We start from the raw sequence: 25,546 nt of genomic DNA on the forward strand, positions 1-25,546 counted from the left end.
TTTGGAGAGGCTGAGTTATTGATCCGGTGAATGGAATGCGTTACTTACTTAGGCGCAAGTGCCTCGATGCCTGTTCGTTCACTGGTCGAGAAAGGAAATCTATGGGCTTTCCCAGGGTGCCATGGGAAATAGTTAACCGGTTTCCTGGTGCCCCAGATCTCTGATAAAACCATTTCAGCCGTCCGGTATGCTCCTACAAAGGATAAGCAAGGGAAATACAGTGAAGTATTTAGAGTAAAGAGAAATGCACGCCAGGAATATGGCATGAGCTCTCCGACAGAAGAGACGCATAGTGGACAGCAATGAGGGCATATTATGTTTCGTTGATATAATTTTGCATATCTTGAAAACCGGTTGCGTGACGCAAACAACTTTGTTAAAAGGTTGTCGTTTTCACTGGTTCCGCTTTCAAATTGATCTTCAGGTATGGCTGAAACGACTTGTTCAAGCTGGCTATAAGTTTCTGATATCTGGTCTAGTAGTCCTTCTATTTCTTTATTTTCTTCTGGGCTTATTTCTCGTAACTCTTTCTCTTTGTATAAATCAAAGAAAGCTTCATGTAATCGCTCTATTCTCTCGTTAAGGTTGATTTTAATTGTGTTTAGCTGCTCATAGGTGTCTGGTTTAATTGAATCAACCAATGGCTTCATCATTTTTTTAGTACTTTCTGATGAGATAAGTTTGTTCAACTTAGGTGTTATGTGGTTACAATATGCTTTTAACTCTGCACAGATCTTCTTTTTGTTCCTGTATGTTGCTATAGGATTAATGCAGTGTGTGCCTGGGTGGTATTTCTTATAATGCTTGTAGCGATTCTTACATGTTTCAACAATTAATCGAAGGAATGCGGCCGGTATGCTTAGGGCGCAGGCTATCGGCAGAATGATGATTGTCACGACAATCTTCAATGCGATAATTGAATATTCTTTTAGTTTTTTTAATGTGGATGATGGTGCTTTAGGAATATAGTTCTCTGAATTGGCTTCAGGAGAAGACGTTGTCTCTTCTCCAAAAGCTGAAACTGTATGGTTGTTGCTAAATAGCTTTATATTACAAATTGATGGTAAAGCTGCTAGCATTTTTGATACCTCAGGCTTTCTGTCATTGGATATAGTTTAAGCTGTTAAATTTCCGTGTTTATTATTAAATCAATTTCCTGGTTGTTTTTACGTGTTGAACCATAAAAGGTTCAGCGTTGTATAGATGATGCTTGCCTTTACGTTTGACCTTATAAATCAAAAACAGTTCCTTGTTTAATAAAGAGCGGCGAAAAAAGAATATATTATGTCTTATTTGTACATGTTATGCTGTTCTTGCTGGCATCTTTATTATAAGTGGCACTGATGCGAGTTGATTAGGATTAAGGAAGATAAAAAGGACTTGTTTATGCCACACTACCGGATTGAACCTATCGATATCTCTGACAGCATTTGGCAGGATTATAAGAGCGACAGCATTATTATTGAGGCTGATAATGAACAACAGGCTCGATTTATGGCGGCTAATCAAATTGCTGGCGAAAAGTTAAAAGACAACCGGGGGCAGGCAATGCCACTGCCGCCCTGTCTCGTGAAAGAACAGACCCGATGTATTTGCATAGACTGATTGCCTGACTGCATTTACAACTATCATAAAAAAGACTGACGGACAGGGAGTGTCATCATGACAGACAAACGGTTGTCATTTGCGATTGTTCTGGTGGGTTTTATGCTTTTTGGTTCTGAGGCAATGGCGCAGGAGTCTGACCGCTCTGGCGGGCAGCGCGTCACCAAGGAACAATTGAAGAACATGACGCCCGAGCAGCGGCGGGCCTGGTGGCAGAGCCTTAGCCCGGAACAGCGTGAAAAAATCAAAGCCAAGCGCCGTGCCAAGGGTGAGCATCGTGGTCATAACCATCCCCGTGACAAGGCGGGAGACCATGATAATCATGGTCATGATCGCGCCGATGGCCACAAGAAACGCCCGAAAAAACACGATGATCACGATCATGGGGATGATCATTAAACGCCTCTGGAGCATAGCCTGACATACTGGCAGGCTATTTTATCCAGCTATATTGCGTGAGCCCTTGTAACCTGCCTTTCTGGCAGGTTTTTTCTGTTTGAGTCCAGCCCATCGCTCCCGGATTGCCGTTCCGGCATTGGCCTTTCCTTTTGGGCATTTCACACGATCAGTCAGGCAGGGAATCATAGCGTATACATTCATGGCACCGGACACAGACTGGGCCGGCTGCGGATGCCTTGGCGGGAGAACAGGACAATGCTCGGTATTCTGGGAGGCATGGGGCCTCTGGCAACCATTGATTTCATGCAGAAAGTCGTTATGCGCTGCGGGGTAGGCTCCGACCAGGAGCATATGCCCATGCTGGTGCACAATGTCCCCCAGATCCCGGATCGCAGTGCCTGCATCCTGAAGGGCAGTGAAGACCCCTTCCCCGCCATGCTGGACGGCCTGCATCGGCTGGAAGAAAGTGGCGCAACCTGTGTCGTGATTCCCTGCAATACGGCCCATTTCTGGTTTGAACGCCTTCAGGCCGAGACCTCCATGACCATGATCAGCATTCTGGATTGCGTTATGGCTGAGATTCAGCAGCGTAACCTGTCGCGCATTGGGGTTATGGCAACGTCAGCAACGGTAGCCGCGGGTTTATACCAGCGCCGGATCGATGCCATGGGTGGTCAAACGCTATTGCCGGATGAGCTGGGTCAGGCTCGCATGATGGAAGCGATCTATGCAATCAAGGCCGGGTGCATGGAGGAAGGTACCGCCATGATGGAAGCCATTTTTGCGGATTTAAAGGATCAGGGGGCTGAATCGGTGATTTTGGGATGTACGGAAATCCCGGTTGGACTGGCCCGCCTGGCGATGGAGCAACCGGAAGCCTGCCTCGATGCCACGGCGTTGCTGGCGGATGCCTGCGTCCATTGGTATTACGATAGTCCCGCATTGGCGGCCTGAGGATAGTCTGAAATACTTTGCCGCACCCAACCCCTCCCTGCACCGGGCGTAAATTGAGTGACGGTATGAATCTCGAAACGAAATGGCTTGAGGATTTCCTGGCGCTGGCCGACCTGCGGAATTTCTCCCGTGCGGCCGCGCAGCGCAATGTGACGCAGCCTGCATTCGGGCGTCGTATCCGGTCATTGGAGCAGGCAACCGGCATTGAGTTGATTGACCGTGGGACAACACCGGTTAGCCTCACCCCACAGGGGCGTCTGTTCCGTACGACTGCCCGGAACCTGCTCAGACAGATGGAAGAAGGCCTCAACCAGATTCATGGCCTGGACGAACCTGGTAGTCAGCCCATTGATTTTGCCGCCTCCCATTCCCTTTCGCTCTCTCAGTTACCCAATCTGCTCGAACATATGGGCAAATTTGATGTTGCTACGCGCAGCCGGGTGGAAAGTATTGATATGGATCTGGCTGTAGAAGCTCTGCAACAGGGACGTTGTGATTTCTTGCTGGGATTTGATATCGATGCCCTGATGCAACCGCCCTTTGCCAGTTTGCCACTGGGCAAGACGTGGATGCGCCCGGTGTGCGCCAGTGATCTGGATGGAGCCCCCCTGTTCCAATTGGAAGCAGGACAGCCATTACCTTTGCTGCGTTACAGTCCGGGCTCCCATATGGGGCGTCGGGTGAATACCCTGCTGAAAAAAAGTGCGGATACTCTGCAGTTTCGCTCGGTCATGGAATCGTCCCTGACGGATTTGCTGAAGGTGATGGCGTTGCGGGGCAAAGGCATCGCCTGGTTGCCGGATTATGCGATCACGGACGAGCTACGTTGTGGACAACTTCAACCATTAGGCGGAGAAGAATGGCGCATAGCTGTCGATGTGATGTTGTACCGCAATGATGTCAGGTTGCATGCCGGCGCAGAACGGTTCTGGTCATTACTGGCGAAACAATGTGCTGCTGGTTGGTCGTTGCCCATGTGACCAGCAGCGTAGAAAGGCAGCGTAGCTTTTATGGCTGACTGTTTTGGGAATTGTCCTGACTGTTGCGTTTGAGCCATCGCTCAGGGAAGCGGGCATTCAGGGCTTTCTGTAGCCGTGTATTGTAGAGTTCCCGGAGATTCTTCAGGTCATCTTCACTCAGATCACTGTCTGCCAGCCGGGAAAACAGGTCGCCGGGTGTTGCATCAAAGCCGCGGTTATCCGTGACGAAGGCAATATGCTCAATAATGAGTGGCTTGGCGTGCTCAATGATGTTTGTCAGTTCTTCTTCCTGTTGTGCGAGTGTCAAACCATCTGCACGGGGTATCAGTAAAATCTTGTCATAACCCGGGCGGCCAAACAGCCGTCGGTGCCATTTGGCGACACCGGCAGCCACCAAAACCGCGTTAACCAGAGGACGAATCACTTTCTTGCGCTTGTCATGAGCATCCATCGCCCATGCAAGAAAATCCTTGTACTGTTTGACCAGCCCCCTGTTTTTCAGCCTGTCCCTGAGCATGGTAATGGATGTCCTTTTCTGTGGGCTTTCTGTGGTTTTGCGGCACGTTATTTCAGTCTAGACAATGTGTGGTGAATCAGCTGAAACGGCTTGACTGGAGGGAGTGTCCGGAAAAAATACGGCAGTATGGCAAGGTAATTGCTCTGCTCGTTTCGAACGTTGCGGTCGTTCTGATAAAAGTCACTGGCATTGAAGTGCAGGCGGTGTGCCGTGTTAGCATTGCCCGCTATCTGCTCAATGTCTTATGAAAGACGACGTCTTTCTGAGGCGGAACGATAAAAATGGACGAGCAGATGGCTCCGCCAGCCTTGGTTTTTCTGTGATAACAACCGTGTGCCCAGCAACGGTGTTTTTGTCATGGAACAGTCATCAAACTGACCGCGAGTGTTCATAAACGGACTTTACGATCAGCCACACGTCATAAAACAACTAAAGACTGCTCATGAAAACACCATTTAAACGTACCATCATTTTCGGCGTGTTATCCTCCGCCGTCCTTATGGCGGGATGCCAGTCGACCGATCAGCAGGTCGCTGCCGCCAAGCCAGACGTCAAGAATGTCATTATGATGATTGGTGACGGGATGGGGCCACAGCAAGTGGGCCTGTTGCAGGAATATGCCACTAACGCGCCGGGCTCCATCTACCAGGGTGAGCCGACCGGTATGGCGCAGTTCATGGATGTCGGCGTACTCGGTATGTCTCAGCATAATCCGGCGTACCATATCGTGGTCGACTCAGCCAGTTCCGCTTCCCAGCTGGCGACAGGTGAACCGTCACCGTCAGAGTCCATTGGCCTGGATGCCCTGGGTAATCCGGCTGAAACCGTACTGGAGCGGGCCAAAAAGGCCGGAAAAGCTACGGGCCTGGTCTCCGACACCCGCCTGACCCATGCGACACCGGCTTCCTTTGCGGCCCACCGCCCGCATCGCTCCCTGGAAAACCAGATTGCTGAAGATATGCTGGCAACCGAAGTGGATGTCATGCTTTCCGGCGGGCTTCGCCACTGGATTCCAAAGAGCGTCAACGACAAGGGTGATTTATATCAGCAACTGACCGAGCGTACTGACGGTGCGGTCAGGATCAAATCCAAGCGTAAAGACGACAAAAACCTGCTGCTTGATGCAAAAAATGCGGGCTATCAGGTGGCTCTGACGCGCAGTGAATTTGAAGCGGCTGACAGTGGTAAACTGTTGGGCCTGTTTGCGTACTCCGGTATGGCCGATGGTATTCAGCATACACGTCACAAGAATGATCCCGAGCGCACGGAACCGACCCTGAAGGAAATGACCGCCAAGGCACTGGATATCCTGTCTCAGGACCCAAACGGCTTTTTCCTGATGATCGAAGGCGGCCGTATTGACTGGGCGGGCCACGATAATGATGCCGGCACCATGCTGCATGAAATGCTGAAGTTTGATGAAGCGATCGGCTATGTCTACGACTGGGTGAAAGACCGTAACGATACGCTGGTTGTTATCACGGCTGACCATGAAACCGGTGGATTTGGTTTCTCCTACACGCGCGCTAACATTCCTGCGCCGGAGTCACTGAATGGTGAAGCTTTTGCAGAGCAGGCTTATAAGCCGAATTTCAATTTCGGCAGCTTCGATATTCTGGACCGTCTTTACGAACAGAAGATGAGCTACCCCGACATGTTCTCAGCGTTTTCCAAGACGGATAAAACCCCTGAAGACCTGGTGAACATTGTTAACGCCAACAGTGAGTTCAAGATCTCAGTTGAACAGGCCAAGGATATTCTTGCCAGCGAGAACAATCCTTTCCGGGTGGCCGGTCACAAGTATCTGGATACTGACAAGTTCCCGAAAGTGCGTGATTTCAGGGCATTCTATGTCTATGGCGAAGAGATTCGTCACGACCTTCTCGGACGTGCGGTAGCGGAAGATCAGAATGTCATCTGGGGTACTGGTACCCATACCAGCACACCGGTACCTGTGATTGCGTTTGGGCCTGAAGGTGCTGCGGAGCCGTTCGGTAAGATGGTGCACCACACTGATATTGGTCGTTTAGCAAAATCTATTATTGCGACAAAATAATTTTTCAATATGCACCAGCATGATAGTAATCGTCATGCTGGTGATCTTTAAATTTTGGTATTTGTTAATGATCGAGTGTTTGTCACTTATTCTTCTCAAAGTCGTTATTTTTTATTTTTTTTATTTCTATTATGTTCTTTGTTTAAAAATACATTTTTTTCTTAGAGGTTAAAGGTGAAGTCATATCAAACACCTCGTAATGGTGAGTCTCAGTTACGACCTAATAGTTTTTATAAAGAATCAACGCGGGTTATGAGTTGTACTCAAGATCAAGATCGGTGGAACTCTTTTCGTGTTGCTAAATATACTGGCAAACTTCTAGATACAAAAAGTTATTGGGAGGGGGCAAGTCTTGATTGTAAAAAAGCGTATGGAAAATTGTACAGAGAATTATGGTTAAGGGATGTGCGCAATATATCAGAGCCTCTTAGAATACTCTCCCATACAGAGGCTCTAGCTGGAGCTTCATCAGCTAAGAATACTGGGGATTGGTCAACATTTGAAAAAATACTTTTGTCGCAGCCTATAGATTATATTCCTCACCATATATCTATACCTATACAAAGCCATGAAGGCGTTAGGATAGAAATATCAAACTTGCGTTTCTTGTACCTTGGAAGTAGTGATCCTATTGTAGCTGAAAGAAGGTGTCTTGAAACATTGGTAAAGTATGGGTTTAATGTAGGCACAAATAACAAATTGCTGTATCAAGATTATAATTCAGGTGAAATGCAGTGCGAACCATATCCATGGTTAGAAAAGCTTATGGAAGGTTTTTTTAAAGATGATGAAGTGATTGATATCCTTGTTGAAAAACTGAATGTTTTTAAACTATCTACTCTAGCCAGAAAGGCAAAACACTGTATTAGGTTGACTATTGGGTATCATAATCGATCGAACTATTTGAGGTTGCTTCGACAATATATGCCTTGTCTTGCTCGTAAAGAACAAAAAGTCCAGTTTAGATGTCCGTTACCATCGTATTTCATAAGGGAAGAATTGCATAAATTAAGATTAAAATAAAAAGCATGTATAGAATAATCGGAAGATGACTATGTTAAATATTTCTCCAGTTTAAAGATGAGTAGCTAAAAATAAATACTCATCTTTAAATTGTGACTCATTTGAGTGATAGAAAAATAGAATGCGTTTATGATATTGCTGAATTGTTTTTAGACCGTATTCTAAGCATTGCCTGGAACTTCTCCGGATCCAAAAAGGTTCTTACCGCTTCGTCATTCTGATAGCTGTCATGGTGGTCTTCCGGGTGCACAAACGTCACCAGTCGGGATAGCCAGAACCGCAGGCAGGATAAACGCTGAATGACCGGCCAGGCCTGTTTTTCTTCAGGTGTGAAAAGACGTACAGACTGGTAGCCGTTCAGAAAGGCTTCAGTTTTTTCAGCATCCAGCCTCAGGTCGTCATTCAGACACCAGTCGTTAACCGCGACGGAGACATCGTAGATCAGCCAGTCATGGCAGGACTGGAAGAAGTCGATAATGCCGCTGACTTCACTGTTATCAAACAGCACGTTATCGAAGAACAGGTCGGCATGAATCAAACCTTCAGGCAGGTCGCTGAACTGCTTCAGTTCTTTCGAAATTTCTTGCCATTGTTCGGTCAGGAATTCTCGCTCTGCCTCTGAGAGCAAGGGCGTCAGCCGATCCACCTGCGCCTGTATCCAGGGAATACCACGCAGGTTTTCCTGAGAAATAGAAGCCGATTGACCAATCCGATGAATACTCGCCAGATAGCGACCAATGGTGAAACATTTCGGTGCGGTGATTTCCTGCTTTTCCAGATGCTCCCCTGGCATTCGCGGCTGCAGAAGGCAAGGCTTTCCTTTTAGTGTCAGCAGAGCTTCACCTTCCCTGTTGCGCACGGGGGCAGGAACCGGCAAGCCGTTGTCGGCCAGCAGACTCATGAAATCAATGAAAAACGGCAACTGTTCCCGGGGCTGGTATTCGAACAGGGTCAGTACAAACTGCCGGACTTCCGCTTCTCCGGCAACCTGCGTGTTCACGAAATAGTTGGAGTTCTCGACCCCTGCTTCAATTCCCCGGAAATCGACCAGCTCACCTTGGTCATAACCGGCAAGGAATGCCTCGATATCCTGCTGTTCCAGGTGGGTGTAAACCGACATCTCCACTCCAACGGTCGTTATTCTGTGTACCGGACGATGGTGTTCACCATTCCATGATTCGCCACGATGGTATCAACATTTGGGGCTGATCGGCACGGATAAAGTTGCCCTGACTGTCCACCGCGACCAGAAAGTAAGGTTTGCCGGCTTTGGGGGTCACTTTGATGGCGTAAAGGAAGCCATTGATCCGGAATTCCTGGATTTCTTTTTTCTCGCCAGAGCGGATCACTACATCGGTGCCTGCCGGCAGGTTATTGCTATCGAGGTTGAGGGTGCCGTCACGTACTGCATCGGCGAGGACCCTGGCGGTTTCGTCCATGGGTTCAACCGTTTCAGGAATGGGTTGGCTGGCAGGTTCTGCGGTAGTCTCTGGTGTGGAATTCATAGTATTACAGCCAGCGACAATGCCGGCGGCAGCCAATAACGGTAGCAGGCGGGTTAGCGATTTCATGGCAAGCCTCACATATCCCGGGCTGACACTCCGGGTGGTTGCGTTAGAATAGTCGTCTGTCGCAGAAAATGAGCGCGCATAGTCTACCCGCCCCGGTGGCAAATTATCAGGGCAGCGGCGTGAAAATCCTGCGATAACCCGTTAACCACTGAGTTGAAACGTTACTGATGCCTGCAGCAAACACTTCCGCCCCCCTGGTTCTGGTAGATGGCTCCTCCTACCTTTACCGGGCGTTTCATGCCCTGCCCCCGCTGGTCAGTTCCAAGGGGCAGCCGACCGGCGCCATCAAGGGTGTGGTGAACATGCTGCGCCGGATGCAGTCAGATTATCCGGACAGCGAGGTGGTGGTGGTGTTCGACGCCAAGGGCAAGACCTTCCGGGATGATATTTACCCCGAGTACAAGGCGCATCGCCCGCCTATGCCCGATGACCTGCGCAGTCAGATTGAGCCTCTGCATACCGTTATTCGCGCTATGGGCTTCCCGCTTCTGGTGATCGAAGGAGTTGAGGCGGATGACGTCATCGGCACGCTGGCGGCTATGGCGACCGAGGCAGGTCGTGACTGTGTGGTTTCCACCGGGGACAAGGATATGGCACAGCTGGTGAATCATCATGTCACCCTGGTGAACACCATGACGGATACCGTAATGGATATTCCCGGGGTTAATAACAAGTTCGGTATCGGGCCGGAACTGATTATCGATTTCCTGGCCTTGATGGGCGACAAAGTGGATAACATTCCCGGCGTCCCTGGTGTCGGCGAGAAAACGGCATTGGCGCTGCTGCAGAATCTGGGTGGCCTTGAAGCGATCTACGCCAGCCTGGACAAGGTGCCTGCCCTTTCCTTCCGCGGTGCCAAGACCATGCCGAAAAAACTCGAGGAAAATCGCGACAAAGCGTTCCTTTCCTATGAACTGGCGACGATCAAGACCGATGTCGAAATCGGCCTGACGCTGGCTGACCTGCGCAATGAAACCCCGGATAACGATGCACTTTTACACTGGTTCCAGGAGCTGGAATTCAAAGGTTGGATCAATCAGCTGCAGAAGGAGGGTACGGAAGAGGCTGTCGCCGAATCTACAACCGAATCAGCCGCTGTTGAGCGGGTCTATGAAACTGTGCTGACAGAGGCGGATTTCAATCGCTGGATGGATCAGCTGAAGCAGGCATCGCTCTTTGCCTTTGATACGGAAACCACCAGTCTCGATTACATGCAGGCTGAGTTGGTGGGCGTATCGTTCTCCGTAGAGTCCGGCAAGGCCGCTTACGTACCGTTTGCCCATGATTACCTGGATGCACCGGTGCAGTTGGAGCGTGATGATGTGCTGGATGCCTTGAAGCCATTGCTGGAAAGTGAAAAGCACCTGAAAGTTGGCCAGAACCTGAAATACGACAAAAGCGTGCTGGCTCGCTATGACATCACTCTGCGCGGCATCGCCTTCGACACCATGCTGGAATCCTATGTGCTGGATTCGACCGGCACCCGCCATGATATGGATAGCCTTTCGCTGAAATACCTTGGTGAAAGTACCGTCAGCTTTGAAGACATTGCTGGCAAAGGCGTTAAGCAGCTGACGTTCAACCAGATCAGTCTGGAACAGGCTGGCCCTTATGCGGCGGAAGATGCAGATATCACCCTGCGTCTGCACCAGACCCTGTGGCCAAAGCTGGAAGCGGATGCGCCGCTGAAATCCGTGTTTGAATCCATTGAGTTACCGCTGGTGGGCGTTCTGTCCCGCATGGAGCGTACCGGTGCGCTGGTTGATGCCAACTTGTTGGGTGTGCAGAGTATTGAACTGGCAGACCGGCTGCAGGTGCTAGAGCGGGAAGCCTTTGAGCTGGCAGAACAGGAATTTAACCTGAGTTCTCCCAAGCAGCTGCAGGAACTGCTGTTTAACAAGTTGGGACTGCCGGTCATCAAGAAAACTCCCAAGGGACAGCCGTCCACTGCGGAGGAAGTGCTGGAGGAGTTGGCGCTCAGTCATGAACTGCCACGTTTGATCCTTGAGCATCGTAGCCTCAGCAAACTGAAATCAACCTATACCGATAAACTGCCGCGGATGGTCAATCCGGTCAGCGGGCGTATTCATACGTCCTATCACCAGGCGGTGACGGCGACGGGTCGCCTGTCGTCCTCAGAGCCCAATTTGCAGAATATCCCGGTACGAACAGGTGAGGGTCGGCGAATCCGACAGGCGTTCATTGCCCCGAAAGGTTACAAGGTGGTTGCGGCTGACTATTCCCAGATAGAGCTGCGGATCATGGCGCATCTGTCCAAAGACGAAGGACTGTTGAATGCCTTTGCCCATGGGCTGGATGTCCACAAAGCGACAGCGGCAGAAGTCTTCGGTGTACCGCTCGACAGCGTTACTGCGGATCAGCGCCGCAGCGCCAAGGCGATCAACTTCGGGCTGATCTATGGCATGTCCGCTTTTGGTCTGGCCAAGCAGCTGGGGATTTCCCGTCAGTCAGCGCAGGATTATGTGAACCTCTATTTTGAGCGTTACCCCGGTGTGAAGGATTATATGGAACGCACCCGGAAACAGGCCCACGAGCAGGGTTATGTCGAAACCCTGTTGGGCCGTCGTTTGCATCTGCCTGAAATTAACGCCCGTAACAAGATGCGTCAGCAGGCGGCAGAGCGGACCGCCATCAACGCCCCCATGCAGGGAACTGCCGCCGATATCATCAAAAAAGCCATGATCGGTGTGGATCAGTGGCTGGCGGAGTCTGGGCTTGATGCCCGGATGGTCATGCAGGTACACGATGAACTGGTACTGGAAGTCGCTGAGGGTTGCCTGGACACAGTGGTTGATGGTCTGCGTGCGCATATGACGGCGGCCGCTGAACTGGCGATTCCGTTGCTGGTGGATGTCGGTGTCGGTGTTAACTGGGATGAGGCACACTAACTGACTGATAAATAAGGCATTGTTCCCGTTTCGAACAAAAAACATGAAAAAAATCAAAAAATTTTGTTAATAACGGGAACTTTTTGGTTAGGTCGGTGTCTGAGTAAGTAAGCAGACGAAATTTTCGACCTGCTCCTTGTGTGTTGTGTTGGTTTACTTGGGTAGGTGTCTGCCCCGACTCTACCCAAACATGTGAATACCTTGGCCCTGGCAGGAATTCCCCATCCTCCAGGGCTTTTTTTATGCTGGTTGAAATGCACGAAAACTGTCGTAAAAATTTTTTTCAGGCGCAGCGGAACTTTTTACGACTATCGTTGTCTGTATATAGGAGTGGCAAAAAGGCTACTCCTTCTACTCCTTGTGTGTTTGGTGTTTTTTAAGCTCTGGTCGGATGTCCAGAGCTTTTTTTATGCCTCCAGCTGGATGACTACGCTAAAGTTAGGAGGAGGCTATCCGGAACATTATCTGTAAATGATTGGATACTGACATAAGACCTGTCTTCACGATCATCATTGGGCTGATCAACATAACAGAATAACGTGTCGAGCAATGAGGCACTTCGTTCATCCGGGTGTGTGAAGAACCAGGTTGAGAGGTTATTGAGCGTCAAACGTTTTAAATCGATATTCTCAAAGTTATCGAGAATCCAGTCGGTGACAATCCCATGCTGTGGGTGTCCAAAAGAGGTTTCATGATGGGTAGCAACTTGTGTTAACAGTGTCTTCAGTAAGATTTTGACGACATCAAAGTCATTCCATGACTGTTTTGTCCCTGATGCCTGTTGTTTCTCTGTCTCTGAAGAGAGTACGTGCGTCAGTGATGCCATCGCTAGTTCAGAGGGAACATCATCCAGGTTAATCTCTGACCCGTTAAGCGCAAGCATATCGGCAAAAAGTTGCGCCTTTACGTTTGTTAATGTTGCTTTATAGGTTGGATTATTCAGACTATCCTGAAGATCTACAGCGCCTTCTCCAACTGACGAAAGATCTAAGTCGTAATCCATTACCTCATGAATCAGTTGAAGCCAACAGATCCATGGGTCTTCATAGTGTATTGGCCCAAGTTTATAATGGCCCCAGTGAACAAAGTGACACTCTGTTTCTGTCATAAATTCGCGTAACAGGGTTTGTTTATCCGTCGTACTTGTCGCTGTTGCTTTTGCCTGAATGAACGGTAAAAGCTGTAGTTTCGTAATACATCTTGCTGTATCTATGGTGGCCTGGTGGGTTTTCTGCATATGTTTTCGATTGAAATCCGGGCCTGCAGGACTGAAGAGGGCCGTGACATATTTAGGGCCATTTTCATGCGGATTCTGTGCGGCAGTTTCTTTGATAGCCTCATACATGTCATCGGAATATCCCGTATCACCCGCATCCAAAATGCATTCATTTTCTGTCATCACAAGATAACCGTACCCTGGTGCTTTGTGAAAATTGGTTAAGGGATTTGTGCCTGCCCAGTGGTTTGTGGGAATAGCAGCTAGCGTTGCCACTTGTTCACCATTTTGGTTTATCGCATAGGGTACAAAGGGATTCATGCGTAATCCTGTCGTTGAGCCATCTTCCCATTGGTAATCAAGCGCATTTTTGAAGATGGAATCGATTTTTTCAGAGCCCGCGGGAAAACACAGACGGGTTCTGATGGGTTTCTCGGGGACGACCTCGCTGGCCGTTTTTTCGAAAAAAGAAGGGAATTTCTGTTTAATAATACTGATAATACGATTAGCAATGCGTCGGCAGAGTGCAGGTACCTGTATAAATAGTTTGTATAGCCGTGTGTTCTTAAAGTGGTCTTTATGAGCATGGGTAACCATTGCGGCGTCGGTATTTTCGAGCCCTTTGGGAATGATGGGCTTTAATTGTGGGCTATAACCCGGGCCTAGCTGGGTTATAGCGGGATCAATATCCAAATACAGCATTTGGTCGGTTTTGGCGGGTACCGCGAGACTCAGGTAGGCATGTCCCCGTTTAATAAAACCGCCGCGGTTAGTTTTTTGGCCGCAGGGGATGACGCCTTTTTCAACGTTCTGTTGAGCTTTTTCTTTGATATCCTTGTTTAAGAAAAACAGGTCTTTGCCGGCACAAAGGCGTTTTATTTTTTCCCAAAATGTTGATAGGCCGATTTTCAAAGCATCGATGGGATCTCGCCAGCGGGCAATCCATGGGTGAGCGGTTTGGAGAGAATAATATCTCCTTTCCTTTAGAGGGACCGAGTCTGAGGCTCCCCATTCGCTGTAAGGAACTCTTCTCCAGGAGCAAGAAGAACAATCTGCTGATTTTTCCCATACCGCCAGCTTATCCGCGTAGGCTTCTATCTTTTTGCCTTGATAGCAGGCAGAAGCCCCTTGTATAGAAATTGGAGGTCTGTCTTCAATGGGAGACGTAGGAATAATGGGCGTTATCTTCCCTGCCGATGTCTGCACTACTGAGTTCCATGTGTGGTTGATTTAAAAAGATCTTTGTTAATAGACAGCCAATTACGGAAAAAATTCAGAATGATTGGGCAGGTCGTTATCTATTTCATTTGTTTATAAGAACGCTGTTTTGCTGTTCCTGTTATTTGTTGTGGATCGGGAACCAATGCGTCCGTCGTTGGTCAAATGTTATGTAATACCTGTGAACATCACCCCCCATGTGATGATCCATCGCGGGTATTGCACCATACCGTCGGTTATCGGAGCTCCGACGTTTAGCTCCGGCTCTCCGTTCCAGGAGGCCGGGGCTTTTTTTACCGGTTATTTGTCATTATTCGGCGTCATCGACCAGCAGCCAGGAATCCAGCCGGGCGGTCAGTTCTTCGACACCGGTGCGTTTCAGGGAGGAAAACAGCTGAATGCTCAGCTGAGCATCCCATTCTTTCAGATCATTACGGATTTTAATGAGCGCGCTTTTGGCAGCGCCGAAGTTCAGTTTGTCTGCCTTGGTTAGCAGGATATGGATGGGCATTCGGCTATCCCGGGCCCAGTCCAGCATGATCTGGTCAAACTCCTTCATGGGATGGCGGATATCCATCAATAACACCACACCGACCAGGCTCTGGCGTTTTTCCAGGTATTCGCCGAGGTGTTTCTGCCAGTCCTGCTTCATGGCCACAGGTACCTTGGCGTAGCCGTAGCCGGGCAGGTCGACCAGGCGGTGTTCCTCGTCAATAGGAAAAAAATTGATCAGCTGGGTGCGTCCCGGCGTCTTACTGGTGCGTGCCAGGCTGCTGGAACCCGTGAGGGTATTCAGGGCACTGGACTTGCCGGCGTTGGAACGACCGGCAAACGCCACTTCCCGGCCGGTATCGGCAGGACACTGGTCCAACCGCGCGGCGCTGGTCTCGTATCGTGTTGTACGATAGTTTAGGCCGGTCATCTGTTCAGACATGAAAAGAACTCATTTACGGTGAAAATCGGTTAATTGACTACCTGCAATCGGCGCGGACACGGATTACCATGTTCTGATTGCAGGGTCGATAGTATATAATGCTGACGCTATAGTGCGAGCCGGTCTTAAGCTCAATCAATAACGATAAAGGTATTGCACTGCAGTGAAAGACGGAAAAACAGCCTGTTCATGCTTGGCATGACAAAGGATCGAGCCGGATTTCGCTGTCTGATGAGGCGGATATGAAAATACTAACCAGAAGCGTTCTGCTGATCGCAGCCGGCCTGATGTCCCAGGCAGCGGTTGCCGGACAGACTCCGGAATCCGTATACCAGAAAGCCTGTAAAATCTGTCACGACACGGGTGTGGCCGCGGCTCCCCGCAAGGGCAATGCAGCTGACTGGGAGGCTCGTCTGCAATTGCCGATGGAAACGCTGGTGAACAGCGTCGTCCAGGGCAAGGGGGCCATGCCCCCTAAAGGCATGTGTATGGACTGCACGGCCGAGGATTATGAGGCGGTAATCCGCTATATGTCTGGGCAATAGATCTCTGAATACAGAACGGTAACGCGCTGGATTAGCCGAAAAGCTGGGTTTGCTATGAAAAAAATCATTCTGAGTCTTGTAGTGTCTCTGGGGGTATCGGGTGTTGTGCAGGCGGGAAGTGGGGATCCGCAGGCAGGCAAGGAAAAAACGGCTGTCTGTGCGGCCTGTCACGGGCCGACCGGTAACAGCATGGCACCGAATTTCCCCAAACTGGCCGGCCAGGGTGAGGGGTACCTGGTCAAGCAGATCCAGGATATCAAGTCCGGTGAACGCAAGGTGCTGGAGATGACCGGCATGGTGGAAAACCTGTCAGACCAGGATATTGCCGATATTTCAGCCTTCTATGCCAGCCAGGCGGTCAGCGTGGGCCAGGTGGATCCGAAGCATATCTCCCTGGGTGAAAAACTGTACCGTGGCGGTGATGTGGATCGGGGGATTCCGGCCTGCTCCAGTTGCCATTCCCCGACTGGCAAAGGCAACAGCTTGGCGAAGTTCCCGCTGTTGTCCGGTCAGCACCCGGATTACATCGGCAAGACGCTGCGTGATTTCCGTGAAGGTGACCGTGTGAATGATGGGGATACCAAGATCATGCGCACCATCGCTGAGAAGCTCAGCAACAAGGAAATCGATGCGCTGGCCAGCTATATCAATGGTCTGCACTGATCCTTCGGGTGATCCAGAAAGGCGGCTTAATAGCCGCCTTTTTTGTGTCTGATATTCCATTCCTTCGTTCAATCTACGTACTCTTTCCTGCCCACAAACCCCTGAAGCCTGTTTATTCATGGGATACGGCACTATTGTTTTGAAAGTTTGTCTATTGTGGACGGAGGGGATGGCAGCCTGACTGAGCTGACAATATCGGTACAACAGGTGCCAATACCGATACTTCCGAATATTTCTTTTTGTTATATAGATCACACATAAATACATCATGTTTGGAGCAGTGGAGAGTCGTATGCGAAAGCTGTTATGTGGGCTGATCATGGCCATCGGTCTGGTGGTTGTTCAGGCTCAGGCTGATGAATACCGGGCAGGCCAGCAATACAAAGTGCTGAAGGAAGCGGTGTCTGTTGAACAAACGGACGGAAAAATCGAAGTCGATACCATCTTCTGGTATGGCTGCCCTCACTGCTACGATCTGGAAAAGCTGATACCTGCCTGGAAAAAGACGCTGTCAGCCGATGTGGATGTGGTGAAAACGCCGGTTATTTTTGGTCGTCCTTGGCAACCCCATGCCCAGCTTTTCTACACTTTAGAAGAAATGGGATTGGATGAGACCGCCAATACCGCCATTTTTGAAGCCGTCCAGAAGGAAGGCAAACGGCTGGACAAGCCGGCTGACATGGCGGATTTCCTGAACGAGCACTTCAAGGTCAACAAGGAGACGTTCCTGAAGACCTATGACTCTTTCGGTGTACGCAACCAGTCCCAGAAAGCGTATGCTAAAGTCCGGGGCGCCCAGCTGATGGGAGTACCTGCCCTGATTATCGACGGACGCTACGTGGTGGATCCACAGTCTGCCGGTGGGCTTGAGGAAATGCTCAAGGTCGCCGATGCACTGGTAGATAAGGTTCGCCGGGAAAAGGCGCCACAGCAGAAAGCCGCAACAGCCGGTTAAGCCGGTTTTCTGATTCTGGTGTGTTCCGGGAGCCGTACAGACGCAGGTAAAGTCGTTGAATGCTATTCGCGGGCTACTGGCCCATCACAAGACAGGTCGTGGGTTTCATCAGGGGCAGGTGGTTGCCGCCAGCGTTGATGACACCGTTCAGGATGCGGCCCGGAACACCGTCAAGCTGCTGAGCTTTAATATCCAGGTGGGTATTAATACCCAGCAGTATCGTCACTACCTTACCCGCAGCTGGCAGCATATCCTGCCGACGTCCGCCCGTGTTACCAACCTTGACCAGATTGCACGGTTGATCAGTCCTTACGATATTGTCGCCATTCAGGAAGCGGATGGCGGTAGCCTGCGCAGCGGGTTTATCAATCAGATTGAATACCTGGCGCATCGAGCCCGTTTCCCTTACTGGTATCAGCAGCTTAACCGTAACCTCGGGCGGATTGCCCAGCATAGCAATGGTCTGCTGACACGGCAGGAACCACTGGATCTTGAAGACCATAAGCTACCTGGTCTACTGCCTGGTCGTGGAGCGATAGTGACGCGGCTGGGTTCAGCGGAAAATCCACTGCTGGTGGTCATGATGCACTTGGCGCTGAGTCAGAGAACCCGGAACAATCAGTTGGCCTACATCCGTGATCTGATTAAAGGCTGTGAGCATGTGATTCTTATGGGGGATATGAATACCCATGCAGAACAGTTGATGGGACATTCACCGCTTAAAGGAAGTGATTTACGGCCTGCGCTGTGGGATGACAACACTTTTCCCAGCTGGCGCCCCCGTAAGTCCCTGGATCATATTTTTCTGAGTTCATCTCTGTTCGTCCGGGACTATGGGGTCGTTGATTTTGCGCTTTCTGATCACCTGCCGGTCTCTGTGGAGATTGAGTTACCTTCAGGTTTCAAGGTCTAGCCTCATATCGTACCCAGCTTAGGCAACAACATCTGGCGATCCGCTTGAATGTGTTGGCATGCGGTGCTTTAAATGTGTTTGTGAGGAGAATGAATCCATATCCGTGGCCTCCATAGAACAGCTTCTTGCGCTTAAATGAACGCTTCTATCAGTAGGTTGGCGGTCTCGATGAAAATCGACCTCAGGTTCCTCATCGTCATCTAATACGCGAATCGTTGGGCCGCCGTGGTGGGGACGTTGCAGGCCAAACTTGCGTGGGTACGGATATCCATACGAAAACATTCCTGAAGCTGTATCTGATAAGCTCCCCATCGGAGGTATAGCACTGCGTCGACAAGTTCTGGAATCTTCACGATATTGTGGACGAATAAGAAAGTCGTCAGTGTCCTCATCATCTTGTAGTTCGTCGATTGTTAAGTCTGAGGCTGTTCTTGGTAAATCCCTGATATGATGCTCGTGGCTTGGTCTGACACGAGAAACATATCCTTGAGGGGGAATGACGGTATCTTCATGGTGTCGATGGCCGTCTAATGGTTCCCGATGATCGGGTGATTGAGAGATCGCTTCATCGTCCTCAAGTGCGTTCTCCTCGTTAGGAGTATATTGGTAAACTGCGCCATTTCCATCGGAGTGAACGTAATAATATTTGCCATGAATTGCAGCATAAATGGGGTGATCATATTGAGAATCCCCTGAAATCCAATTGCTTAACTGCTCACTATCCATTGCTTTACTGAAGCTTGCTAAACGTTTTAACGGGTTATCCATTGATAAGGGTTTTTGTGTTTCCAGTTCATAAGATCGAACCAAATTGTTAGCATCTACGAGTAATTGTCTAATAAATCTGAAGTCGTGGAATATAGATTCTTTATCATCATAGAAAGTCGCTTCGTCTAGGCCCGATAATTCGGAAATGCCACGCTGCAGGGAAGTCTCAGTTCTTTCAGTATTAAATATTGTAAATAATGTATCAAATTGCGGAGGAGTTGTTAAAAAGGAACTGTATTTATCATCTTCATTTGATTCAATGGAAGTTATGCAATGTTGGTATAGAATGCAAATTGGATCATTATCGTTTAATTGATAACCACATGCTTCCAGCTGCATTTTTGTTGCTAATACCGTGTCACAAAAAATTTGTACTTCTTGCTTATATTCGTTTACTAATTCTTTGCTAGCGGCTCCTGCATCAATGGTTTCAGTCTTTCTAACCATTAGCTCACGATAGCGCTGTTCCAGGTTTTGTTGCAGATTATCCCTGGCAAAAAGGCCAAGCTGATAATCGTTCTTTGTTTCTGCAATTTTTCTAATCGAATCTCCAGTTTCTACAGGTGCTTGTTCTGATTGTTGATTGTGTAATAATGTACTGATTGCCGGTAAAAAAGTTGCGTTGATCATAATAGGCCTCTGATTTTTGCAATGTTTATTGGATGATATTCCTTGAATATATTGACATTGTTTTTTTTGTTAGGTTCCAATATTCCGGTAAAATAGTCAGGTAGTGACTATTTTACCGGGAGTCACTCTAGTGAAGAGAAAACCTGAGAGTCTCAATAGAATCAGAAAAGTTCTAAAACTTCATTGAGAAAGAGGCTTCCCTGGGTAGTAGGTGCTATTTTGTTATTTCTTAACGTTATAAAACCAAGCCCATCTGCTTGCTTCAACGTATTGCTTATCTTCTCAAGCATCAGACCTGTTCGTTGAGAGAAATAACGAGCCTCTACGCCTTGGTTGAGCCGCAGGGCATTCATCATGAACTCAAGGGGCAGATCCTCTTCGACCAACGTTCTATGTCCGGCTTCAAAGGGCTTGGCAGGATTGAGGTAATCTGCCGGAAACCGGGTTTTCCAGTTCCGCAGGATTGCATCCTCTTCCAGAAGGGTAAGCTTTCCATGGGCTCCGGCGCCGATACCGATGTAATCGCCAAATTGCCAGTAATTCAGGTTGTGCCTGGACTGACGGCCTGGCTGGCTGTAAGCGGAAATTTCATACTGCTGGTAGCCGGATTCAGCGAGCAGTGCCTGACCCGCTTCCTGAATATCCCAAAGGGCATCATCTTCCGGCAAGACTGGCGGTCTTGAGTAAAAGACGGTATTGGGTTCAATGGTCAGCTGGTACCACGAGAGGTGTGTTGGCTTGAGCGCAATGGCGGTTGTCAGGTCAAAGAGGGCATCGTCCTGGCTTTGGTTGGGCAGCCCATGCATCAGGTCCAGATTGATATTGGTAAAGCCTGCAGTAAACGCCATTTCCACAGCACGCTGGGCTTCCTCGCCGTGATGAATACGGCCAAGCTTTTTCAGCTTGTCATCCTGAAAACTCTGAATACCGATAGATAGCCGGTTAATGCCGGTTTGTCGAAACCCGGTGAATTTGTCCTGCTCAAACGTTCCTGGATTCGCTTCGAGGGTGATCTCAATCTCGTCACTGAAATCGATATGCTGGCGCAGCCCGGCAAACAGTCGCTCATAGGCACTGGGGGATAGCAGGCTTGGGGTGCCGCCACCGATGAAAATACTGTGCAGGGTTCTACCCTGAATCGCATCCAGAGAGGTTTCAAAATCCTGCAGCAGAGCGTTTACATAGTCCCTTTCCGGCAGCTCCCCTTTGGCCGTATGGGAGTTGAAATCGCAGTAGGGACACTTTTGGATGCACCAGGGAACATGGACGTAGAGACTGAGAGGTGGAAGGGTCAGCAAATTGGTTACCGCCAGCAATAACAGGGCCTGGAATCATAAGGGACGGGCACGCAGGACACCATGACCAGCGTGCGCAGAGGATTATGCAGTGAGCTTTTCTGCCAGCTGTCGCATGGCCATCGCGCGGTGGCTCTGACTGTTTTTCTGCTCCGGCGTCAATTCGGCTGCCGTGCTGTGCATGCCGGGCACGAAGAAGACCGGATCATAACCGAAGCCATGATCACCCCGGGGTTCTTCGATGATATAGCCTTCCCATGTACCCTGGCAGATCAACGGAGTCGGGTCATTGGCATGGCGCAGGTAGACCAGCAGGCACTGGAAACGTGCAGTCCGCTCGGCTACCGGTAAGCCCTGAAGCGCTTTAAGCAATTTTTCAATATTGTCCGCATCGGAGGCACTTTCTCCGGCATAGCGGCTGGAATAGATCCCTGGTGAACCGTTCAGGGCATCCACCTCCAGGCCGGAATCGTCAGCGATAACCGGCAGACCGGACGCGGCCGCCGCCCGGGCCTTGAGAATGGCGTTTTCGACAAACGTCAGCCCGGTCTCTTCCACCCCCGTGACCCCGAACTGTTTCTGGGTCAGCATCTTGATGTTATGGGTGCCCAGCAGGTGCTGGAATTCCGCCAGCTTACCGTGGTTGCCGGTGGCGAGGACGATCTGTCGAATCTCTGAGGACATGGATGCTGTCAGCCTTCGTAGAATGTTCGTGAGAAGCGGACGGTCATCGGGCCGCCGCCCCCCTGCTCGGGCGTTACTGTGACGGTGAACCACAGCAGTTCTTCATTGATAAAACGGAAAGGCGCTAGGTAGTACACGGCTTCTCCTTCATCAATCAGCCGGAAGGTCAGGGCTTCTTTCTGTTGTAACAGGTTGGCCGCCTCGCCCTTAATCTGCGCCTTCACCGGCTTGCCCTTGTAGTGTACGGCGATATTGACCAGCCCGGTACGTTTGTCACGTGTCAGAGCATAGCTCTTTGCGACCTGGGGTGTCACAAATGTACTGTTGAATGGGGAGTAATGAATTACGTAATCGCCGAACCGTTTTGTAGACGCCGGTTCATTGGCAACCGCTGTGTTGAGGGACAGGAGCAGAGACAGGAACAGCAGGGATGAGCGTACAGGTCGCATCAGGCAGCCTCGTTGTGTCGACACAGGTGATAGATGGCAATTTCGCCAAACAGGTTCGGCATGGCACGGCCCAGTGCCGGGCTTTCATGTTCCCGGTTGGCCACCAGGCGGTTGAGAATCTTCAGGTTGCTCTTGCGGCAAAGATCCTCGAAATCCCGGAAGGTGCAGAAGTGGATGTTCGGGGTGTCATACCAGGTGTAGGGCATGAATTTGGAGACCGGCATTTTGCCCCGAAGGGTCAGATGTGTCCGGCAGCGCCAGTGGCCGAAGTTGGGAAAGGTGACGATGCATTCCTTCCCAACCCGCAGCATTTCCTCCAGCACAAGGTGCGGAAAACGCATCACCTGCAGGGCCTGGGTCATGACCACAGTATCAAAGGTGTTATCACCAAAGTTCTTGAGTCCGTGATCCAGGTTCTGCTCGATTACATTCACACCCTTGGTAATGCAGGCCTGGATATTCTCCGGATTGATTTCCAGCCCGTAGCCTTGCACGTTGTGGCTGGTCGTCAGCTGGTTTAACAATGCGCCGTCGCCACAGGCCAGATCCAGTACCCGGCTTTGGGGCTTGATCCAATGCTGTATGAGTTCAAAGTCCTTACGCATCAGCAGACCTCCTCAGCGACGCGTCGCAGGTAAGCCTGCAGGGTGTCCATGTAGCGGGGAATGGCCATCAGGAAAGCATCGTGCCCCTGGGGAGCATCGACTTCCAGATAGGAAACCGGCTTTTTAGCGGCCAGCAATGCATTCACGATTTCCCGGGAGCGATCGGGCGCAAACCGCCAGTCCGTTGAAAAGGACAGTACAAGGAAACGGGCTGAGGTGTTTTTCAGCGCCTTGACCAGGTCATGATCAAACCGGGCTGCCGGGTCGAAGTAATCCAATGCCTTGGTCATCAGGAGATAGCTGTTGGCGTCGAACCGTCCAGAGAACGCCTCGCCCTGATAACGCAGATAACTTTCTACCTGGAACTCCGCGCCGAAGTCGAAGTTGATTTTGTCCTGCCTGAGTTCCCGGCCAAACTTGGTGCCCATGGCGTCATCGGACAAATAGGTGATATGACCGACCATGCGCGCCAGCATCAGCCCGTTCTTGGGAATAACGCCCTGTTCCTGGTAATGACCATCATGGAAGTTTTCATCGCTCATGATGGCGCGGCGGGCCACTTCATTGAAGGCAATGTTCTGGGCGGACAGTTTCGGTGCTGACGCAATAAGGACTGCATGACGAAGCCGTTCCGGATAACGGATCGTCCACTCCAGTACCTGCATACCACCGAGGCTGCCGCCAACCACTGCCGCCCACTGCGGAATGCCCAGCTGATCGGCCAGGCGCGCCTGACTGTCTACCCAGTCATCCACGGTTACCACTGGAAATGTAGGTCCCCAGGGGCGGCCGGTTTCCGGGTTGATGCTGGTTGGGCCGGTGCTGCCATGGCAGCCACCCAGGTTATTCAGACAGACGACAAAGAATGTATTGGTATCAATGGGTTTGCCCGGGCCGATGGCGGTATCCCACCAACCGGGTTTGCGGTCTTCCGGGGAGTGGTAACCGGCTGCATGATGATTGCCGCTCAGAGCGTGGCAAACCAAAATGGCATTGGATGCCTCTGCATTGAGTTCGCCATAGGTTTCGATCATCAGATCAAACTGCGGCAGAATCCGGCCACAACGCAGGTGCAGGGGATCAGCAAAGTGCAGCTTGCGCGGCGTGACGAGTCCCACGGAATTCTCGAGCAGACTCCGTACAGGGGGGGCGTCTCGCTGCTCTGCGGCAACATCTGTCATGGCGAATTTGTTCGAATTATTTCAGGTGAAGCAAGTCTAAAGGAGCCGGCTTGATGGGTCTAGGTGCCAAAGATGAACGGATTCTGATAATGAAAGGACAGGAGCTGGAGTGTAGGCATGAAGCATGCCTGTTCCCATAATATGTGCTTCATAATGAACGAGAGGCGTTCCTTGGGAAGCCTTAACCCAGCGTCTATCGTCTCATCACTGTTGTAATACGCACGGGTCCCCATTTGGTGACATAGAGTTAGAAGCTACCAATAATAATAAAAACAATTATCATTGCCATTAGGTTTTATTTTTCTGCGAGCTTTGCTATACCTTCATCATCAGGTGAGTAGGTGTCTTTTTGGGAAAAATGCTATGCATCGTCGATTTTTACTGACTGGAGCAACAGGGCTTATTGGTTCATCAATAATTAGTTTGCTAGAGGATTCTGATGAGGTTTGTATCCTGGTAAGAAATTCGCGGTTTTTTGCATTACCGCGTGGCGTCACTTTGCAGCTGGATGGTGATATAACGCTGCCTGAATTTGGCTTTAATCACGCAGTGATAAAACAGTTGAAATCTATTGACTGTATTATCCACAGCGCAGCCAATACCGACTTTAATGCCAGCGACAATGCACTATACAGCACCAATGTTGTTGGATTGGTGCAGGCGCAGGGGCTCGCAAGAAAACTGAAGGTACCGCTCATTTATATCAGTACTGCATTTGTCAGAAAAAATACTGATGATTGCATGAATAACTATGAGCTCAGTAAAACCATTGCAGAAAGCAAGCTGGATCAATCTGTAACGGTTGTGCGCCCATCTATTGTTATTGGAAAAAGCTCAGATGGCGTAATGCCAAGAATACAAGGATTTCATCGTTTATTGAGATACATTACCCGTTCATCCTTACCAATATTGCCTTGTTCGTCTGGTGCGACGGTAGATGCCATACCCTGTGATATTGTGGGAAAATCGATCTTGCATATATATGACAATCAACTGAGCGGAGAGCACTGGATTACAGCAGGCGAAAAATCAATCAATATCAAGGATCTGATTATGATTGAAGCGGATAGAAAGGATGTAGATTTTGTGTGTCCGAAGTTTATTGATCCAGATATGTATGAGCGTCTCATTAAGCCTGTTTTTATTCCTAACCTCGATAGACGCAACCGATTGCTCTATCAGAGGATTGCAAATGTTATTACCTATTTTTCCAATAACTCGATATTTGCCAGTACTATACCAAAACTGGGAGAGTATTTATCAGAGTGGTATGGGCGCTATGACCTTAGAGAACAAATACTAAAAGATGTAAGAATGCTTGGTTGATTTTGTGGTGCTACAAAGTCGTTCCTGATTACCACCTAACATAAGCCATTCTCCCGTCTAAACTTACGACACTGGTTTTCCTTGGGTTAGGAGACGTGTCATGGCCAGGAACAAAATCCAGTTTCAGAAAGGCATGAGCCTTGTGGAATT

At 49.7% G+C, this 25,546-nt stretch carries 24 protein-coding genes; 12 read left to right on the forward strand and 12 right to left on the reverse strand.

The window, feature by feature from the left end:
* Window positions 1-44 precede the first annotated feature (44 nt).
* Window positions 45-1,079: a hypothetical protein gene (locus KHS78_RS18605; RefSeq protein WP_211830174.1), complete on the reverse strand. Its 1,035-nt coding sequence runs from the start codon at window positions 1,077-1,079 to the stop codon at window positions 45-47.
* A 307-nt stretch (window positions 1,080-1,386) separates the two neighbouring features.
* Here KHS78_RS18605 and KHS78_RS18610 point away from each other — a divergent pair, with 307 nt between their 5' ends.
* The 4 genes from KHS78_RS18610 to KHS78_RS18625 all read left to right on the forward strand — a co-directional run bounded on the left by KHS78_RS18610 (window position 1,387) and on the right by KHS78_RS18625 (window position 3,938).
* Window positions 1,387-1,605, forward strand: coding sequence for a hypothetical protein (locus tag KHS78_RS18610; RefSeq protein WP_211830176.1), 219 nt, complete (start codon window positions 1,387-1,389; stop codon window positions 1,603-1,605).
* A 57-nt stretch (window positions 1,606-1,662) separates the two neighbouring features.
* Entirely contained in the window at window positions 1,663-2,004 is a 342-nt protein-coding gene (locus KHS78_RS18615; RefSeq protein ID WP_211830177.1) for a hypothetical protein, read from the forward strand.
* A 255-nt stretch (window positions 2,005-2,259) separates the two neighbouring features.
* The gene (cuyB, locus tag KHS78_RS18620) at window positions 2,260-2,958 is read left to right on the forward strand and encodes a cysteate racemase (protein WP_211830179.1); all 699 of its coding nucleotides are present in this window, start codon (window positions 2,260-2,262) and stop codon (window positions 2,956-2,958) included.
* 65 nt (window positions 2,959-3,023) lie between these two features.
* Window positions 3,024-3,938 (forward strand): LysR substrate-binding domain-containing protein, encoded by a 915-nt coding sequence (locus KHS78_RS18625; protein ID WP_211830181.1) that lies wholly within the window; start codon window positions 3,024-3,026, stop codon window positions 3,936-3,938.
* Window positions 3,939-3,966: 28 nt separating this feature from the next.
* Here the strand turns inward: KHS78_RS18625 and KHS78_RS18630 are convergent, their stop codons facing one another.
* Window positions 3,967-4,455, reverse strand: coding sequence for a hypothetical protein (locus KHS78_RS18630; protein ID WP_211830183.1), 489 nt, complete (start codon window positions 4,453-4,455; stop codon window positions 3,967-3,969).
* Between the two features lie 442 nt (window positions 4,456-4,897).
* On the opposite strand from KHS78_RS18630, the gene KHS78_RS18635 reads away from it, so the two are divergent.
* Together KHS78_RS18635 and KHS78_RS18640 are read left to right on the forward strand one after the other, a co-directional pair.
* A complete protein-coding gene (locus tag KHS78_RS18635; protein ID WP_211830185.1) occupies window positions 4,898-6,511 on the forward strand; it encodes an alkaline phosphatase in 1,614 nt (537 codons plus the stop codon).
* Window positions 6,512-6,685: 174 nt separating this feature from the next.
* Window positions 6,686-7,534, forward strand: coding sequence for a hypothetical protein (locus tag KHS78_RS18640; protein WP_211830187.1), 849 nt, complete (start codon window positions 6,686-6,688; stop codon window positions 7,532-7,534).
* Between the two features lie 127 nt (window positions 7,535-7,661).
* Here the strand turns inward: KHS78_RS18640 and KHS78_RS18645 are convergent, their stop codons facing one another.
* The gene (locus tag KHS78_RS18645; RefSeq protein ID WP_211830189.1) at window positions 7,662-8,654 is read right to left on the reverse strand and encodes a homoserine kinase; all 993 of its coding nucleotides are present in this window, start codon (window positions 8,652-8,654) and stop codon (window positions 7,662-7,664) included.
* 43 nt (window positions 8,655-8,697) lie between these two features.
* Window positions 8,698-9,105 carry a DUF2782 domain-containing protein gene (locus KHS78_RS18650; protein ID WP_211830191.1) on the reverse strand — a complete coding sequence of 136 codons (408 nt, stop codon included), beginning with the start codon at window positions 9,103-9,105 and terminating at the stop codon, window positions 8,698-8,700.
* A 167-nt stretch (window positions 9,106-9,272) separates the two neighbouring features.
* On the opposite strand from KHS78_RS18650, the gene polA reads away from it, so the two are divergent.
* Window positions 9,273-12,014, forward strand: a complete 2,742-nt coding sequence (polA, locus tag KHS78_RS18655; RefSeq protein WP_211830194.1) for a DNA polymerase I — start codon at window positions 9,273-9,275, stop codon at window positions 12,012-12,014.
* A gap of 427 nt (window positions 12,015-12,441) precedes the next feature.
* Here the strand turns inward: polA and KHS78_RS18660 are convergent, their stop codons facing one another.
* Both KHS78_RS18660 and yihA read right to left on the reverse strand, forming a co-directional pair.
* Window positions 12,442-14,436 (reverse strand): MBL fold metallo-hydrolase, encoded by a 1,995-nt coding sequence (locus KHS78_RS18660; protein ID WP_211830196.1) that lies wholly within the window; start codon window positions 14,434-14,436, stop codon window positions 12,442-12,444.
* Between the two features lie 322 nt (window positions 14,437-14,758).
* On the reverse strand, window positions 14,759-15,382 hold the full coding sequence (gene yihA / locus KHS78_RS18665; RefSeq protein ID WP_246506671.1) for a ribosome biogenesis GTP-binding protein YihA/YsxC: 624 nt from the start codon (window positions 15,380-15,382) through the stop codon (window positions 14,759-14,761).
* A gap of 242 nt (window positions 15,383-15,624) precedes the next feature.
* On the opposite strand from yihA, the gene KHS78_RS18670 reads away from it, so the two are divergent.
* The 4 genes from KHS78_RS18670 (at window position 15,625) to KHS78_RS18685 (ending at window position 18,458) form a co-directional block, all read left to right on the forward strand.
* Window positions 15,625-15,927, forward strand: a complete 303-nt coding sequence (locus tag KHS78_RS18670) for a c-type cytochrome (RefSeq protein WP_211830197.1) — start codon at window positions 15,625-15,627, stop codon at window positions 15,925-15,927.
* A 54-nt stretch (window positions 15,928-15,981) separates the two neighbouring features.
* Window positions 15,982-16,590, forward strand: a complete 609-nt coding sequence (locus KHS78_RS18675) for a c-type cytochrome (RefSeq protein ID WP_211830199.1) — start codon at window positions 15,982-15,984, stop codon at window positions 16,588-16,590.
* A gap of 292 nt (window positions 16,591-16,882) precedes the next feature.
* The gene (locus KHS78_RS18680) at window positions 16,883-17,545 is read left to right on the forward strand and encodes a thiol:disulfide interchange protein DsbA/DsbL (RefSeq protein WP_211830201.1); all 663 of its coding nucleotides are present in this window, start codon (window positions 16,883-16,885) and stop codon (window positions 17,543-17,545) included.
* 55 nt (window positions 17,546-17,600) lie between these two features.
* Window positions 17,601-18,458, forward strand: a complete 858-nt coding sequence (locus KHS78_RS18685; RefSeq protein ID WP_246506674.1) for an endonuclease/exonuclease/phosphatase family protein — start codon at window positions 17,601-17,603, stop codon at window positions 18,456-18,458.
* 18 nt (window positions 18,459-18,476) lie between these two features.
* Here the strand turns inward: KHS78_RS18685 and KHS78_RS18690 are convergent, their stop codons facing one another.
* From KHS78_RS18690 to metX, 6 genes are all read right to left on the reverse strand, one after another.
* The gene (locus KHS78_RS18690) at window positions 18,477-19,856 is read right to left on the reverse strand and encodes a hypothetical protein (RefSeq protein ID WP_211830203.1); all 1,380 of its coding nucleotides are present in this window, start codon (window positions 19,854-19,856) and stop codon (window positions 18,477-18,479) included.
* A gap of 161 nt (window positions 19,857-20,017) precedes the next feature.
* The gene (gene hemW, locus KHS78_RS18695) at window positions 20,018-21,154 is read right to left on the reverse strand and encodes a radical SAM family heme chaperone HemW (RefSeq protein WP_211830205.1); all 1,137 of its coding nucleotides are present in this window, start codon (window positions 21,152-21,154) and stop codon (window positions 20,018-20,020) included.
* A gap of 81 nt (window positions 21,155-21,235) precedes the next feature.
* Window positions 21,236-21,835, reverse strand: coding sequence for an RdgB/HAM1 family non-canonical purine NTP pyrophosphatase (gene rdgB, locus KHS78_RS18700; RefSeq protein ID WP_211830207.1), 600 nt, complete (start codon window positions 21,833-21,835; stop codon window positions 21,236-21,238).
* A gap of 8 nt (window positions 21,836-21,843) precedes the next feature.
* Window positions 21,844-22,284, reverse strand: coding sequence for a DUF4426 domain-containing protein (locus tag KHS78_RS18705; RefSeq protein WP_211830209.1), 441 nt, complete (start codon window positions 22,282-22,284; stop codon window positions 21,844-21,846).
* Window positions 22,284-22,889, reverse strand: a complete 606-nt coding sequence (gene metW / locus KHS78_RS18710) for a methionine biosynthesis protein MetW (protein WP_211830211.1) — start codon at window positions 22,887-22,889, stop codon at window positions 22,284-22,286. Before metW ends, KHS78_RS18705 begins: the two co-directional genes overlap by 1 nt.
* Window positions 22,889-24,070 (reverse strand): homoserine O-succinyltransferase MetX, encoded by a 1,182-nt coding sequence (metX, locus tag KHS78_RS18715; protein ID WP_211830213.1) that lies wholly within the window; start codon window positions 24,068-24,070, stop codon window positions 22,889-22,891. The genes metW and metX overlap by 1 nt, the downstream gene beginning before the upstream one ends.
* A gap of 363 nt (window positions 24,071-24,433) precedes the next feature.
* Between metX and KHS78_RS18720 the strand changes: the two genes are divergently transcribed.
* Window positions 24,434-25,396, forward strand: a complete 963-nt coding sequence (locus KHS78_RS18720) for an SDR family oxidoreductase (protein WP_211830215.1) — start codon at window positions 24,434-24,436, stop codon at window positions 25,394-25,396.
* Window positions 25,397-25,546: the final 150 nt, after the last annotated feature.

Origin of the sequence: Kistimonas asteriae (assembly GCF_018263925.1) — a bacterium.
GTDB lineage: Bacteria > Pseudomonadota > Gammaproteobacteria > Pseudomonadales > Endozoicomonadaceae > Kistimonas > Kistimonas asteriae.

Coding starts and splice junctions, on each gene's coding strand:
- yihA (WP_246506671.1), bottom strand. CDS start 15,382: ATGTCTGAACAGATGACCGGCCTAAACTATCGTACAACACGATACGAG.
- metW (WP_211830211.1), bottom strand. CDS start 22,889: ATGCGTAAGGACTTTGAACTCATACAGCATTGGATCAAGCCCCAAAGC.
- KHS78_RS18705 (WP_211830209.1), bottom strand. CDS start 22,284: ATGCGACCTGTACGCTCATCCCTGCTGTTCCTGTCTCTGCTCCTGTCC.
- KHS78_RS18645 (WP_211830189.1), bottom strand. CDS start 8,654: ATGTCGGTTTACACCCACCTGGAACAGCAGGATATCGAGGCATTCCTT.
- KHS78_RS18635 (WP_211830185.1), top strand. CDS start 4,898: ATGAAAACACCATTTAAACGTACCATCATTTTCGGCGTGTTATCCTCC.
- KHS78_RS18625 (WP_211830181.1), top strand. CDS start 3,024: ATGAATCTCGAAACGAAATGGCTTGAGGATTTCCTGGCGCTGGCCGAC.
- cuyB (WP_211830179.1), top strand. CDS start 2,260: ATGCTCGGTATTCTGGGAGGCATGGGGCCTCTGGCAACCATTGATTTC.
- metX (WP_211830213.1), bottom strand. CDS start 24,070: ATGACAGATGTTGCCGCAGAGCAGCGAGACGCCCCCCCTGTACGGAGT.
- KHS78_RS18675 (WP_211830199.1), top strand. CDS start 15,982: ATGAAAAAAATCATTCTGAGTCTTGTAGTGTCTCTGGGGGTATCGGGT.
- KHS78_RS18610 (WP_211830176.1), top strand. CDS start 1,387: ATGCCACACTACCGGATTGAACCTATCGATATCTCTGACAGCATTTGG.
- KHS78_RS18615 (WP_211830177.1), top strand. CDS start 1,663: ATGACAGACAAACGGTTGTCATTTGCGATTGTTCTGGTGGGTTTTATG.
- KHS78_RS18680 (WP_211830201.1), top strand. CDS start 16,883: ATGCGAAAGCTGTTATGTGGGCTGATCATGGCCATCGGTCTGGTGGTT.
- KHS78_RS18650 (WP_211830191.1), bottom strand. CDS start 9,105: ATGAAATCGCTAACCCGCCTGCTACCGTTATTGGCTGCCGCCGGCATT.
- KHS78_RS18630 (WP_211830183.1), bottom strand. CDS start 4,455: ATGCTCAGGGACAGGCTGAAAAACAGGGGGCTGGTCAAACAGTACAAG.
- polA (WP_211830194.1), top strand. CDS start 9,273: ATGCCTGCAGCAAACACTTCCGCCCCCCTGGTTCTGGTAGATGGCTCC.
- rdgB (WP_211830207.1), bottom strand. CDS start 21,835: ATGTCCTCAGAGATTCGACAGATCGTCCTCGCCACCGGCAACCACGGT.
- KHS78_RS18690 (WP_211830203.1), bottom strand. CDS start 19,856: ATGATCAACGCAACTTTTTTACCGGCAATCAGTACATTATTACACAAT.
- KHS78_RS18720 (WP_211830215.1), top strand. CDS start 24,434: ATGCATCGTCGATTTTTACTGACTGGAGCAACAGGGCTTATTGGTTCA.
- KHS78_RS18670 (WP_211830197.1), top strand. CDS start 15,625: ATGAAAATACTAACCAGAAGCGTTCTGCTGATCGCAGCCGGCCTGATG.
- KHS78_RS18605 (WP_211830174.1), bottom strand. CDS start 1,079: ATGCTAGCAGCTTTACCATCAATTTGTAATATAAAGCTATTTAGCAAC.